At 68.4% G+C, this 14185-nt stretch carries 9 protein-coding genes; 1 reads left to right on the top strand and 8 read right to left on the bottom strand.

Annotated elements, in window-relative coordinates; translation table 11 throughout:
- Positions 1 to 2293: 2293 nt before the first annotated feature.
- From ACZ5UM_RS15645 to ACZ5UM_RS15655, 3 genes are all read right to left on the bottom strand, one after another.
- Positions 2294 to 2971, bottom strand: a complete 678-nt coding sequence (locus tag ACZ5UM_RS15645) for a protein-tyrosine phosphatase family protein (RefSeq protein ID WP_464845217.1) — start codon at positions 2969 to 2971, stop codon at positions 2294 to 2296.
- A gap of 163 nt (positions 2972 to 3134) precedes the next feature.
- On the bottom strand, positions 3135 to 4154 hold the full coding sequence (locus ACZ5UM_RS15650; RefSeq protein ID WP_464845218.1) for a hypothetical protein: 1020 nt from the start codon (positions 4152 to 4154) through the stop codon (positions 3135 to 3137).
- A 186-nt stretch (positions 4155 to 4340) separates the two neighbouring features.
- Positions 4341 to 4850, bottom strand: a complete 510-nt coding sequence (locus ACZ5UM_RS15655; protein ID WP_464845219.1) for a DUF2179 domain-containing protein — start codon at positions 4848 to 4850, stop codon at positions 4341 to 4343.
- A 243-nt stretch (positions 4851 to 5093) separates the two neighbouring features.
- Between ACZ5UM_RS15655 and ACZ5UM_RS15660 the strand changes: the two genes are divergently transcribed.
- Positions 5094 to 5660: a DUF4256 domain-containing protein gene (locus tag ACZ5UM_RS15660; protein ID WP_464848401.1), complete on the top strand. Its 567-nt coding sequence runs from the start codon at positions 5094 to 5096 to the stop codon at positions 5658 to 5660.
- A 150-nt stretch (positions 5661 to 5810) separates the two neighbouring features.
- Here ACZ5UM_RS15660 and ACZ5UM_RS15665 read toward each other — a convergent pair whose 3' ends face one another.
- The 5 genes from ACZ5UM_RS15665 to pflB all read right to left on the bottom strand — a co-directional run bounded on the left by ACZ5UM_RS15665 (position 5811) and on the right by pflB (position 14099).
- Positions 5811 to 8918 (bottom strand): tetrathionate reductase subunit A, encoded by a 3108-nt coding sequence (locus tag ACZ5UM_RS15665; protein ID WP_464845220.1) that lies wholly within the window; start codon positions 8916 to 8918, stop codon positions 5811 to 5813.
- On the bottom strand, positions 8911 to 10185 hold the full coding sequence (nrfD, locus tag ACZ5UM_RS15670; protein WP_464845221.1) for an NrfD/PsrC family molybdoenzyme membrane anchor subunit: 1275 nt from the start codon (positions 10183 to 10185) through the stop codon (positions 8911 to 8913). Before nrfD ends, ACZ5UM_RS15665 begins: the two co-directional genes overlap by 8 nt.
- A gap of 16 nt (positions 10186 to 10201) precedes the next feature.
- The gene (locus ACZ5UM_RS15675; protein ID WP_464845222.1) at positions 10202 to 10867 is read right to left on the bottom strand and encodes a 4Fe-4S dicluster domain-containing protein; all 666 of its coding nucleotides are present in this window, start codon (positions 10865 to 10867) and stop codon (positions 10202 to 10204) included.
- Between the two features lie 250 nt (positions 10868 to 11117).
- Complete coding sequence (pflA, locus tag ACZ5UM_RS15680; RefSeq protein WP_464845223.1) at positions 11118 to 11888, bottom strand: pyruvate formate-lyase-activating protein; 771 nt, start codon at positions 11886 to 11888, stop codon at positions 11118 to 11120.
- Positions 11889 to 11900: 12 nt separating this feature from the next.
- Entirely contained in the window at positions 11901 to 14099 is a 2199-nt protein-coding gene (gene pflB, locus ACZ5UM_RS15685) for a formate C-acetyltransferase (protein ID WP_464848402.1), read from the bottom strand.
- Positions 14100 to 14185: the final 86 nt, after the last annotated feature.

Raw genomic sequence — 14185 nt, forward strand, 5'->3', positions numbered from 1 at the left:
TTCTCACACGATGTGCGAGTCTGTCGTACGAAACGCGCATAGCGTGGGACGGTGCGTCCTAGAACATCCTGGCGTGGAAGTGGTACTCGATCCGCCGGCGACATCTTACACCGCAGCAGTCACAGAGAACCGGGAACAGGTCGAGGGCGAGTCGCCCCCGGCGCCGGCACCTGCCAGGTCTCTCACACGATGTGCGAGTTCGCCGTGCCGAACGCGCAAAGCTTGGGAGGATGCGGCGCGAGCAAGGCCCGCGCAGACGCGCGCTAGAGGCGCACGGCTTCGTCTTGCACCGCCGTGGGCGAATACGGCCGGGAGCAGGCCAGGGAAAAGGCGGCGGTAACGGCACCTGCTGCCAGGTTCCTCCCACGAAATGCGAGTTGGCCGTGCCAAACGCGCAAAGCGTGCGAGGATGGGGCCGGGAAGACCCGGGCGAAGTCGCGGGCCAGGGCGCCCGGGCACGACTTCCATCGCAATGGGCACGATGGCCTGAAGCTGTCCGAAAAAGGGACGACCTCGGCGCCGTTCGCTGCCAGGTCTCTCACACGATCTGCGAGTCTGGCTTGCCAAACGCGCAAAGCGCGGGAGTCATGCGGCCCGATGGACCCTGGAAACAGCGTGGGCCAGTCTGGAGGAATGGCAGCTGTAAGCATGGCCTGCGCCCGGTTGCTCACACGATGTGCCAGTTTCTCTTGCCAAACTCGCAAAGCGCGGGAGGCATGCGGCCGGATGGACCCTGGAAACAGCGTGGGCCAGTCTGGAGGAATGGCAACTGTAAGCATCGCCTGCGCCCGGTTGCTCACACGATGTGCCAGTTTCACTTGCCAAACGCGCACAGCTTGGGAGGATGCGGCGGGAAGATCCTGGCGTAGACGCTGCGCCTAGTCTGCCCAGGCACAACTGGCACCGCCGTAGGCGGAAATGACGCAGAGCCGGGCGGGGAAGAGGCGCCCGCGGCGCTGTCCGCTGCCAGGTCTCTCACACGATCTGCGAGTCTGGCCTGCCAAACGCGCAAAGCGCGGGAGTCATGCGGCCCGATGGACCCTGGAAACAGCGTGGGCCAGTCTGGAGAAATGGCAGCTGTAAGCATGGCCTGCGCCCGGTTGCTCACACGATGTGCCAGTTTCTCTTGCCAAACGCGCACAGCTTGGTAGGATGCGGCGGGAAGACCCTGGCGTGACGCTGCGCCTGGTCTGCCCAGGCACAACTGGCACCGCAGTAGGCGGAAATGACGCAGAGCTGGCCGGGGAAGGGGCGCCCGCGGCGCTGTCCGCTGCCAGGTCTCTCACACGATCTGCGAGTTGGCCGTGCCGAACGCGCAAAGCGTGGGCGTCATGCGGCCCGATGGACCCTGGAAACAGCGTGGGCCAGTCTGGAGGAATGGCAGCTGTAAGCATCGCCTGCGCCCGGTTTCTCACACGATGTGCCAGTTTCACTTGCCAAACGCGCACAGCTTGGGAGGATGCGGCGGGAAGACCCTGGCGTGACGCTGCGCCTGGTCTGCCCAGGCACAACTGGCACCGCAGTAGGCGGAAATGACGCAGAGCTGGCCGGGGAAGGGGCGCCCGCGGCGCTGTCCGCTGCCAGGTCTCTCACACGATGTGCGAGTTGACCGTGCCGAACGCGCATAGCTTGGGAGGATGCGGCGCGAGCAAAGCCCGCGCAGACGCGCGCTAGAGGCGCACGGCTTCGTCTTGCACCGCCGTGGGCGGAGATGGCCGGGAGCAGGCCTGGGAAGAGACGGCGGTAACGTCACCTGCTCCCAAGTTCCTCCCACGAAATGCCAGTTGGCCGTGCCAAACGGGCAAAGCGTGGAAGGATGCTGCCGCGAAGGCCCCGGCGTAGACGCGGGTCAGGGCGCCCGGGAACGACTTACACAGAAGTGGACGATGATGGCCTGGATCGGGATGGGGAAGAGGCACTCACGGCGTCGTCCGCTGCTGCGTCTCTCACACGAAGTGCGCGTTTGGCCTGCCAAACGCGCATAGCGTAGGAGGATGCGGCGCGAAAATGGCCTGCGAAGACGCGGGCTGGAGGCGCACGGTTTCGCCTTGCACCGCAGTGGGCGAAGATGCCGGGAGCAGGCCAGGGAAGAGTCGCCCCCGCCGTCACCTGCCAGGTCTCTCACACGATGTGCGAGTTTGTCGTGTCAATCACGCACGACCTGGGAGGAAAGGCGCAGAACACGGCCGCCCTGCGCCCTGCATTCGTATCGGAGCAACGCAGCGCACTCCCCGAATCGACAGAGGCCCAACCCTCGCGGGTGGGCCTCCACGATGACTGGCATGCTGCCACGCTACCCCGCCAGCCACCGCCGGGTAGCCGCCTCCTGCACCGGCAGGGGGTTCAGAAGTGGCCGGCGGCGGCGCAGCTCCTGCAGGGCGGCGTCGTAGCCCAGGCCATGCCGGTGGGCGTGAAACGCCACCAGAATGGCCGCCGTGCGCTCGGCGCCCGCCCGGCAGTGCACATACACGACGTTGGCGGGCTCCTGCAAGGTCTCTTCCAGGAATGCGACCGCCTCGTCGAACTGGTCGGGCGTGGGCGGGCCCATGTCCACGACGGGGATGTGCCGGCGCAGCACACGGCCCGCCAGCGCGTCCAGCGCCTCCTGCCCGAACCGGGGCGGCGCCCACTCCCACGGCTCGCGCAGATCCAGCACGTGGGTGACACCCCGGGCCAGGAGCCATTCGGCGTCCAGCGCGGTCAGCGGGTTGCGGCCGGCCAGCAGGCCGTAGTCGATCCAGTTGCAGTTCATGGGCGGCAGATGGGGGGTGGCGTAGACCGCTCGGTGCGCCCGGTAGAGCGGCAGGTCAAGCCCCGCCGCCGCGTCGCGCAGGGCCTCCTCCGCCCGGGCGAGCAGTTCCCGGGCGGCCCGGATCACCGCTAGCGCCTCGCGCTGCTCACGCTCACGTACCTCCGCTCGCTCACGTACCTCCGCTCCGCTCTGCTCAATATGCCCCTGCGCTTCAGTCAAGTGGCGCCCAATCTCCACACCAGTGCGTAGGACCTCCACCTCAGCCCGCAGGGCCGCATCCAGCCGATCCCGCAGCGGGGACGGGGCCTGCGATTCGCGCAGCAGCGCAGCATCATGCATCAGGAAGGCAAGGATCTCTTCTTGAATCGCGGGCATCGGCAGATCAAGCTGGCCTGATCGCCGTCACCATCGTGCGGCCATCGGCCTCGACGACGGTCACCAGCCAGGCCCCGGCAGCGTCGACCGCTTCGAGCAGCACCTCGCCGTCGCCAACGCTCCTCACGGTGAACCCTTCGCTGAGCCTCGAAGGCAGTTCCAATTCCAGAGCAGTCTCCAACGCATCGGCGGTCGCCGAGCGCCAGCGCTCCGCTTCCGGCTCCATGAGCAGCACCTGCACGAACCCGGCCACGACGCTTTCCGCGGGGGTCAGCTCGATCCGGTCCCGCAGCACGTACCGCGAGCCCTCCCGCTCCCAGTCCTCCCGCACGGAGGCTCCGCCCACACCCACGAAGCGCGTGTACCGGTCGATGCCCTGCGAGGGCAGGAACACCGTGGCGACCACCGTGTCGGGTGCGGGCGGCTCAGGCCCCCACACCGCGCGCCACTCCCCGCCCTCGTGCACCTGGAGCCCCACCTGGGCCACAAACCGGGTCTGGCCGCCGCCCACGTTCATCACCACCTGCAGCAGGTCTCCCTCTCGCCGCAGGCCGTGGAAGTTGCCCACCCCCTCCAGGCCCTCCAGCGGAAACGGCTGGCTTCGCCACAGGCCATCTTCACGCCAGAAGAGCATCCGGCCGTCGTTCATCACGTTGTAGCCCTTGCCCCACTGGCAGGCAAGCACCGCTTCCTCCGGAGCCTCGGCAGTGCCGGCGCAATAGACCGCCCATCCGGGGATCTGCCACCCGTCCTTCACGCCTGCAGCCTCGGTCGGTGACATCCCCTCCAGGCGCGCCAGGATTGCTGCCGCGACGTCCGGCACAGGCTCAGACTGTTCGCCCTGGGCGGCAGCAGCGCTGGCGGGGGCGGCGGGGACCTGCTCCCCCTCCCCGGCGGCTGGTGTATTGTCGGACACGGCGACCCCTTCGCCCGCGCGGGGCGACGGCGCGCCGGTGGGGTGCGGGCCGGCGCAACCCACCCCGAGGGCGCTGAGGAGAACGGCAGCGCAGACCAGCCATCTCTTCATGCCAGATCAACCCCCTGGTCCGTTAGACCACTGCCAACAGGCCGGGGTTCCGAGCCTGGATCCCAAGCCGGGTCCCAAGCCTGGATCCCAAGCCCAGGTCCAAAGCCCGGGTTCCACGCCGATCCCGCCCGCACAAGGCGACGAGGCGCCCCGGCAGCGGGGCGCCTCGCGGTTGACGCGGTCCACTCAGTGCGGCAGCACCCGCTGCAGGAAGCCCCCCTTGTACGCGGCGGCGTCAAGCTGCACGACAAAGGCGTGCGGGTCCAGCTCCTCCAGGAGCTGCATCACCCAGGGGCCGTGCTTGCGGCGGGCCACGACCATGAGCACCTCCCGCTCACCCGTGCGGCCCTCCGCCCGCCAGTCGGTCACTCCGAGCCCGCGCTCGCGCAACTGCGGCGCCACCAGTCCAATGCGATCGGTGATGACCTGGAACACCACGTAGCCCAGCGCCAGCCGCTCCTCGATCTTGCTGCCCACCAGCGAGCCCACGGCGTAGCCCAACGCGTAGGTGGCGATCTTCAAAGGGTTGGAGAGTTGCGTGACGACGAGTCCCAGCGCGTAGACGTATAGGATGAGCTCGAAGAAGCTGATGGCCGAGGCCAGCAACCGCCGGCCCTTGACGAGGATGATCCACCGAACCGTCGTAATCGACACGTAGGTCGCCTGTGCGAAGAAGATGACCAGGAGGTCCAGCACGGCTCTCCTCTCCCTTCGCGAGACGATTTCGCCGGACCGGGACATCCATCCTGTCGCGCTGGCGTTGACGCATGTTTCCTGAGCCGGTAGAATGGCAGGAACCCCCACCGGGGGCAGTGGCAGCAGAGGATCCCGGGGACGGAAACCCTATCCGGGGGTTCGTGCCGCGCCGTGCGCAGCACAAGGTGACGCCCGGCGCACAGGAAGACTGCGCCGGGCTCTGCAGAAGGTGGTGTGAACGTGATGGACAAGGCAGGCCGCGAGATTGCGCCGGATCAGCGGGAAGCGCTGCTCCGCACCCTGAAGGCCCGGTTCGAGAAGAACATACACCGCCACCCCGGCCTGGATTGGGCGGACGTGCAGGCCAGGCTGGAGGCCCGCCCGGAGAAGCTGTGGTCGCTCCACGAGATGGAGCGGACGGGCGGTGAGCCGGACGTGGTGGGGTTCGACCGCGAGACGGGCGAGTACATCTTCTACGACTGCGCGCCCGAGAGCCCCAAGGGGCGCCGGAGCCTCTGCTACGACCCGGCTGCGCTGGAGTCGCGCAAGCAGCACAAGCCCGAGGGCAGCGCCGTGGGCATGGCGGAGGCGATGGGCATTGAACTGCTCACCGAGGAGGAGTACCGGGAGCTGCAGAAGCTGGGCGCCTTCGACACGAAGACGTCCAGCTGGGTGAAGACGCCCCCGGAGATCCGGAAGCTCGGGGGTGCCATCTTCTGCGACCGCCGTTACAACACGGTCTGGACCTACCACAACGGCGCCGAGTCATACTACGCTTCCCGGGGCTTCCGGGGTTCGCTGCGGGTATAGCACCGCGGGGACGGCGGATCGGTGCGGGGCTGACGCCTCATACGACGGATCACAGCCCTGCAGGTTCCGGCGTCCGGGCGCCCCACACAAGGGAGCACAGACCGGCCGACCCTCCCGCGCGGAGGGTCGGCCGGCCCGTCATTGCACCTCCTAGATCTTCTCGACCTCCACCCACGTGTCGTACTGGGCGCTGCCGTTGGTCAGCACGTCCACCAGGCTGGAGCCGGGACCCAGGTGGTCGTCCTGGCGGATGACGTCGTTCACCCGGAAGCCCGTGCCCCGGCCCGGCGCCAGCCCCGTCGGCTCCGTGCCCGTCTGCCGGAACTGGTACCCCGTGTGGCCGTAGGCCGACACCGGCGGGATCAGCACCCCGTCGATCACCACCGCCTTCGCCCCGTAGGTCTCGTGGCCGTAGGAGAACTCGGCGCCGACGACCCCGGGCCGGATGCCCTCCGTGACGTAGGCCGTCGCCTCCACCACGCCGGAGGCCGACCGCACCCGGACCCGGTCCCCGCTGCGGATCCCCCGGGCTGCCGCGTCCCTCGGGTGCATCCAGACCGGGTTCTCCTCCCGGATCTCCCGGAGCCAGGCGTTGCCGATGGTCCGGTGGTTGGAGAGGTGGCTGGACTTCCAGTTGATGAACTGCAGAGGCAGGGGATCCTGGATCTCGTTGCCGGCGTAGTCCACCGCCGTCCAGAGCATCGGCGTGCCGTCGTAGTACTTGCCCGTGTACGACGACTTCTGCCGGGCCGCCACCTCGTCGTAGAGGTTGACCTGGCCGCCGTAGCGCATCCGGAGCCACTCGCCCTCGTAGGCGGTGTCCGGCGGGGCGAACCGGCCGCCCCGGTTCAGCACGTAGACCACCTTCGGCCACTCCTCCGGCTTCACCGCCGCCTTCCAGGCCGCCTCGTCGAACCGGTCGCCCAGGGCGAGCCGGCGGGACCGGGTGAACAGCTCCAGCTCCTCGGGGGAGGCGTCGGGCACCGGCTCCTCGTCGAAGGCGATGTTGGCCACGATCTTCAGGTAGAAGTCCTCCGCCCGGTCCAGGCTGTAGCCGCCCGGGAAGGCGTTGGGACCGAAGCCCTTCAGGCCGAGCGCCTTGCCCAGGTCGATGAGCACATCCTCCACCGCCCGGGGGCCGTCCATCACGTGGCACGCCGGCTGCTCGATGTGGCTCTCCTTCAGGTTCTGGTTGGGGTAGATGGTGACCAGGTTCCACCGCTCCAGGTAGGAGAGGTCGGGCAGGATGTAGTCGGCGTACTGGGACGTGCCGCCGATCACCAGGTCGAAGGCCACCACCAGCGGCAGCTTCTGCTCGTCCTTCAGCATCTCCGCCTGGATGTTGCCTCCGGGGGCCGACTCCACCAGCGACATCCGATTGATGAACAGAGCCTTCAGCCCGTAGGGGTACTCGTCGTACGCCGACGGGATCACCTCGTGGCAGGCGTTGCCGCCCAGGAAGGTCCAGCGCCGCTTCGCCGGGTAACCGTCCCGCTCAAAGAGCGTCGACTGCTCGTAGACCTGCTTCTCCCGGGTGATGGGCACGCCCCACGGGGTGTAGCCCCCCTCCACCTTCGACACGTCGTAGCGGCTGCCGGAGGTCTCCGCGTACCGCACGGCGGAGGAGTTCTCGCCGCCCTTCCAGTCGTGGTTGCCGATCAGGAAGTTCAGGATGCCGATGGCGTAGACCGCGTAGAACCCGTTGGTGTGCATCGCCGGCCCCCGATAGGAGACGGCGACGGCCCGCTTGCCGTGGGAGGTGAAGTCCCGGGCCATCTCGACGATGGTCGCCTCGGGCACGCCGCACATCTCGGCGTACTCGGCGAGGGTCTTCTCAAACACCCGCTCCTTCAGCAGCGTGAACGCCGACTTCACCCGGATCCCGTTAATCTCGGTGTCGACCTCCAGCTCACCGTCCATGGCCTCGGTGGCCGGGACGGGCACGCCGTCCTGCAGCACCACGAAGGCGTCGCCCTCCAGGCCGACGTCCTTGGCCCGCAGCTTCGGCCGGTTGGGATGCGAGAGGTTCACCAGGTGGGTTGCGTCGGACCACGTGGGCTCGCCGTCGGCCGCGGCCGCCTTCTTGCCCGGGTTGCGCAGGTAGCGCTCGTCGTAGCGCTTGTTCTCGATGATCCAGCGGATCATGCCGAAGGCCAGGGCGATGTCCATGCCCGGCTTCACCGGCACCCAGAGGTGCGCCTTCTCCGCCGTCCGGGAGAGCCGGGGGTCCACCACCACCAGCTTCATGCCCCGCTCGATGGCGTTCATCAGGCGGGGCGCCAGCCAGGTCGGCCCCTTGTTGGCCACGGCCAGGTTGGTGCCCCAGGCGATCAGGTACTCGCAGTGGTCCAGGTCCGCATACTGCCGCTTCTTCAGCTGGCTGCCGTTGCGACCGCGGACGTTGGCCGCCACCCCGGGGATGCCGCAGATGCCGGCGTGGTTGAAGGTGTTGATGGTCCCGATGGCCTGGTTGAACATGCGGGTGATGAACTCGTCCCGGTTGCCGAAGACGAAGGCGATCTGATTGGACTTGGGCCCCAGGTCCGGGTGCCGGGTGTCGATGAGGACGTCCCGGTACTTGGCGTCGAACGCTTCCTGGGTCATTTCGCCGGCCTTCACCTTCGCCCAGTCGGCCATGACCGGCTCCTTGTCGACGAAGCCGATGTGGGGCCGGAGCTTCTCCGCGATCTCCTGAATCGCCTGCTCCCAGGAGATCGTCTGCCACTCGCCCGAGCCCCGGGGGCCCACCCGCTTCAGGGGCTGCGCGATGCGGTAGGCGTCGTAGGCCGTCTGGATGCCGGCCTGCCCCTTCAGGCAGGTGCGGCCGCCGGCGAAGAGCCGGCCGTCCACCGCCAGGTTCCCGTGCCCCCGGGCGGCGTCGAAGGGCGAGGTGTCGTAGGGGATCTGGTCGTAGGGCACCGTGTTCAGCGGCGAGTAGGGGTTCCCCGCGATCTTGCGGACGTAAGCCTTGCCGCCGGTCTTCGCCGGGTCGGTGAGCACGACCTTGATGGTGCAGTGGGTCTGGCACTGCTCACACGTGGTGTAGATCACCCGCTCCGCCGGGGCCGGCTCGCCGAAGTCGCCGGCGCCGTGGGTCTTCCGGTTGGCGAAGGGGTCAGCGAAGGCCTGGGAGATGCCGCCGCCCAGCAGGGGCATCGCGGCGATGGAACCGCCCACTACCGCCGCCCCGGCGACGAACTGACGGCGGGTGAGGGCCGAAGAAGAGTCTGCCTGGCGGTGCTTGCGATCCTCAGTCATGGGCCGTCCCTCCGATCTCGTGCACTTCCTCATCCACGGGCAGCAGGTCCGCGGCCAGGCTGAAGAGCAGGAGCCCCATGGCGATGATGCCGGCGCTCGCCCACCACTCCACCGCGTTCGGGAAGTACTGGCCGGCGGGCAGCCCCTGCAGCACGGGCTCGATGAGCGGCGGCACGACGATGTTGAACCGCACGCCCACGATGCCCACGACCACCATGAGGGAAGCCAGGGCGGTGAGCGGCACGGACTCCCGCAGGCGGGTCATCAGGAGGATCGCCGGCGCTACCATGCCGACGCCCAGCTGCAGGATCCAGAAGGTCCAGGCGTAGGGCCCCTCCATCATGAGGTGCACGACGCTGGTCTCGTGCGGCGCCATGGAGAGCAGCGGCACCAGGAACTCGTAGAACAGGAGCCCCAGATCCACCAGCAGGAAGCCGCCCAGCAGCTTGCCCAGGTCCGCCACCATGCCGGCGTCCACGGGCCGCTTCAGAGCCTTCTGCCGCAGGATGTAGAGCAGGGCCAGGAGCGCCGTGCCCGATACCAGCGCCGACACGATGAACACGATGGGCGTGAGCGCCGAGAACCACATGCCCCGGGTCTTCACGATGGCGAAGATCGTGCCCGTGCCGCCGTGCACGCCGAAGATGGCGATGGGCACGCCGATGGTGCCGAGGATCCGGAGCATCCGGTGATCCCGAGCGGTGTCCAGGGACCGGCTGCCGAAGCTGAGCCACCGGGCCAGCCGGGACCGCTCCGCCCGCCGGACCAGGTCGACGCGCATGGCGAACCAGAGCTCCGCCGCCAGGAGCAGAATGTAGATCACGTAGAAGCGCATCTCCCAGGCGAGCGGCGAGAGCCAGTTGAAGTAGACCAGGGCGCTGAGCGCCCGCTCCATCCGGCCCAGGTCCAGCAGCACAAAGGTCAGGGCGACGATCATGGCCACCAGAGCGGTGAGCAGGGCCATCCGCCCCAGCCGTTCGAACCGGGACATGCCGAACACATAGATGAGGCTGGAAAGCAGGAACGCCCCGGCCGAGAGGCCGACGAAGTAGATGTAGAACGCGATCCACGCGCCCCACGGGGTGATCGAGGTCAGGTGGGTGGTGGCCAGGCCGTTCACAGTGCGGTGGAAGATGGCCGCTCCGCCCGCCACCAGCAGGACGACCAGCAGGGCGTACCATCCGGCCCGGAGGAACCGGTTCGGCTCCGGAGCCGGCTGCTCTTCGGAAAGCCGCAGGGCCGCCTCTTCCTTGGTCAGCGCGGACATCGTGTGCTCCCTCCCTCTACTTCAGGTAGATGACCCGCGGCTGGGTGCCCATCTCTTCCTTCAGCCGGAAGGCCCGCGGGCTGGCGGCCAGCTTCGCCACCACCGAGTTGGGGTCGTTCAGGTCGCCGAAGTACCGGGCGTCGCCGATGCAGGTTTCCACGCAGGCGGGCTCCTCGCCCCGGTTGATGCGGTGCAGGCAGAACGTGCACTTGCGCACCGTGCCGATGGGCGCCTCGCCCTTGCGGCGGGGGCCCCGCTCGACCCCGTACTCGGGGGCCTGGACCTCGGTGTAGCCCAGCATCTCGTCGTAGTTCTCGCCGAAGTCGAAGGACCGGGCGCCGTAGGGGCAGGCGGCGATGCAGTACCGGCAGCCGATGCACCGGTCGTCGTCGATGACGACGATGCCGCTCTCGCCCTTGTAAGTGGCGCCCACCGGGCAGACGCCGACACAGGGCGGACTGTCGCACTGCATGCAGGGCCGGGGCACGTAGGCCCGCCGGGTGTTGGGGTACTCGCCCATCTCCATCTGCAGGACGACGTTGTAGCTGACGCCGGGCGGGGTGCGGTTCTCGGCCTTGCAGGAGACGGTGCAGGTGTCGCAGCCGATGCACTTCTGCAGGTCGATCACCATCACCCAGTAGGGCTCTTTGCGGGAGCCGGGGTCCGGAACGGGTGCTGTCACGGTGGTCCCTCCCCTTGCTGGATGTGATGGAGTTCGCCCACAGATATCAGCAAGGGGCGTGCCAACCCTTCGCCAGGCGGGCGGCGGGGCGGCGAAAACCGCATCCCGGCTGGCCGGGTGCAGCGCAGGCGGCCTTCCGGGCGCGCACCGGCCGGCGCCGCGCGGCGCCGGGGGTGACACTTTGTCACCCCCGGCGGCCTATACACGCCTGACATTTTGTCACGTTGTCAGATTGTCACCAACCGTGTCCTCACCGCACGGGCAGCCCCCGGCGCGTGAGCTGCCGCCGGATGCGCTCCATCGTCTCCGCCGGCGGCGGCTCCACCCCTTCCAGGGTGTACCGCAGCCCCATGGCCTCCCACTTGTGCCTGCCCAGCAGGTGGTAGGGCAGGAGCTCCACCCGCTCCACCCCCCGCAGGCCCTCCACGAAGTCCGCCAGGGCCTCCACGTCCGCCGGCGCGTCACTCCAGCCAGGTACCACGACGTAGCGGATCCAGAGCGGCACCCCGCGCGCGGAGGCGCAGCGGGCGAAATCCAGGGTCAGCGCGTTGTCCTGGCCGGTGAGGGCCCGGTGCTTCTCCGGGTCCAGCTGCTTCAGGTCCAGCAGCACCAGATCGGTGTGATCCAGCACAGGCTCCGCCCGCTCCCGCGGGGCGAACCCGTTGGTGTCCAGGGCGGTGTGCACGCCGATCCTGTGGGACTCCTCGAAGAGGCCCGCCACGAAATCGGCCTGCAGCAGCGGCTCGCCGCCGGTGACCGTGATCCCGCCACCGGAAGCGCGGATGTAGGGCAGGTAGGAACGCATCTCTGCCACCAGGCTGGCCACCGTCCGCTCCTCCCCGCCCCGCCGGTCCCAGGTGTCGGGGTTGTGGCAGTAGCGGCAGCGGTAGAGGCAGCCCTGCACGAAGACCACGAAGCGCAGTCCGGGCCCGTCCACCGCGCCCATCGAGTCAGTGGAGTGCACCCGGCCCACCCGCCGGGCCGCCGGGACGTCCAGCTGCGTGAACTCGCAGACCAGCATGCGCACCGCCTCCTACAGGCACTGGTGGAACGTGCGGTTGATCACCTCCAGCTGCTGCTCCCGGGTGAGCTTCACGAAGTGGACCGCGTAGCCCGAGACCCGGATCGTCAGCTGCGGGTACTGCTCGGGATGCTCCATGGCGTCCAGCAGCGTCTCCCGGTTGAGGCAGTTGACGTTGATGTGGTGGCCGCCGGAGATTGCGTAGCCGTCCAGCAGGCCGATCAGGTTCGAAACCTGCTCCTCCTGCGTCCGCCCCATCGCCCCCGGCACCATCGAGAAGGTGTAGGAGATGCCGTCCAGCGCGGAGGCATAGGGGATCTGCGCCACCGAGGTGCACGAGGCGAGGGCGCCCTTGACGTCGCGCCCGTGCATCGGGTTGGCCCCGGGGGCGAAGGGCTCGCCGGCCTTCCGGCCGTCGGGCGTCGCGCCGGTCTTCTTGCCGTAGACCACGTTGGAGGTGATGGTGAGCACCGAGAGCGTGGGGACGGCGCCGCGGTAGGTCTTGTGCTTTGCCAGCCGGGCGGCGAACTCGTCCACCACCCGGGCCGCGATCTGGTCCACCCGGGGGTCGTTGTTGCCGTAGGCGGGGAAATCCCCCTCCCGCTCGAAGTCCACCGCGATCCCCTGCTCGTTGCGGACGGGGCGCACTTTCGCGTACTTGATCGCCGAGAGCGAGTCGGCCACCACCGACAGGCCGGCGATGCCGCAGGCCATCGTGCGCAGGATGTCCCGGTCGTGCAGCGCGAACTCCAGCCGCTCGTAGAAGTACTTGTCGTGCATGTAGTGGATGATGTTGAGCGTGTTGATGTAGAGCCGCGCCAGCCAGTCCATCATGAGCAGGAACCGCTCCCAGACCTCGTCGTACTCCAGGTATTCCCCGGTGAGCGGGGGCAGCTTCGGCCCCACCTGGATGCCCAGCCGCTCGTCGACGCCGCCGTTGATGGCGTAGAGCAGGCACTTGGCCAGGTTGGCCCGGGCGCCGAAGAACTGCATCTGCTTGCCGATGCGCATGGCGGAGACGCAGCAGGCGATGCCGTAGTCGTCGCCCCAGTACTGGCGCATGATCTCGTCGTTCTCGTACTGGATCGCGCTGGTGTCGAGGGAGACCTGCGCGGCGAACCGCTTGAACCCCTCGGGGAGACGGGGGGACCAGAGGACCGTCAGGTTCGGCTCGGGCGCCGGCCCCAGGTTGTAGAGCGACTGCAGGATGCGGAAGCTGTTCTTGGTCACCAGCGTCCGGCCGTCGATGCCCATGCCGCCGATGGACTCGGTCACCCAGGTGGGGTCGCCGCTGAAGAGCTCGTTGTACTCCGGCGTGCGCAGGAAGGCGACCATGCGCAGCTTGATGGTGAGCTGGTCCATCAGCTCCTGGGCCTCCTGCTCGGTGATCCGGCCGGCCCGGAGGTCCCGCTCGATGTAGATGTCCAGGAACGTGGAGATGCGGCCGATGGACATCGCCGCGCCGTTCTGTTCCTTGATTGCGGCCAGGTAGCCCATGTAGGTCCACTGCACCGCCTCCCGCGCGTCCATCGCCGGCCGGCCGACGTCGCACCCGTAGCGGGCGGCCATCTCCTTCAGCTCGTGCAGGGCCTTGATCTGCTCCCGCAGCTCCTCCCGGAGCCGGATGGTCTCCTCGTCCATCGTGTCCGGCTCGGTCCAGGCCAGCTCCAGCTCCTTGGCCCGGATCAGGTTGTCCACGCCGTAGAGCGCCACCCGCCGGTAATCGCCGATGATCCGCCCCCGGCCGTAGGCGTCGGGCAGGCCGGTGATGATGCCGCTCTTGCGGGCCAGCCGCATCTCAGGGGTGTAGACATCGAAGACCCCCTGGTTGTGGGTCTTGCGGTACTCGGTGAAGATCTTCTTCAGCCCGGGGTCGGGTTCCGCGCCGTAGGCCTCCAGCGACGCCTCCACCATGCGCCACCCGCCGTAGGGGTAGATGGACCGCTTGCCGGGCTTGTCGGTCTGCAGGCCGACGATGAGCTCCAGGTCCTTGTCCAGGTAGCCGGGGCCGTAGGCGAGGATCGACGAGGGGGTGCCGGCGTCGATCTCCAGGGGGGCGCGGCTCGCCTGCTCCTGCTTCAGAATGGCGAAGTATTTCGCCCAGAGGGCCTTCGTGCGCTCGGTGGGGCCGGTGAGGAACGAGCCGTCGCCCTCGTAGGGGGTGTAGTTGCGCTGGATGAAGTCCCGGACGTCGATCCGCTGCCGCCACATGCCGGGGATAAAGCCTTCCCACGCGGGGTGGTCGTCGAACTCGATGCGAAACACCGCGGGCAACCTCCTCCTGTGGTGCTTGCGTT

The organism is Symbiobacterium ostreiconchae, from assembly GCF_055396975.1.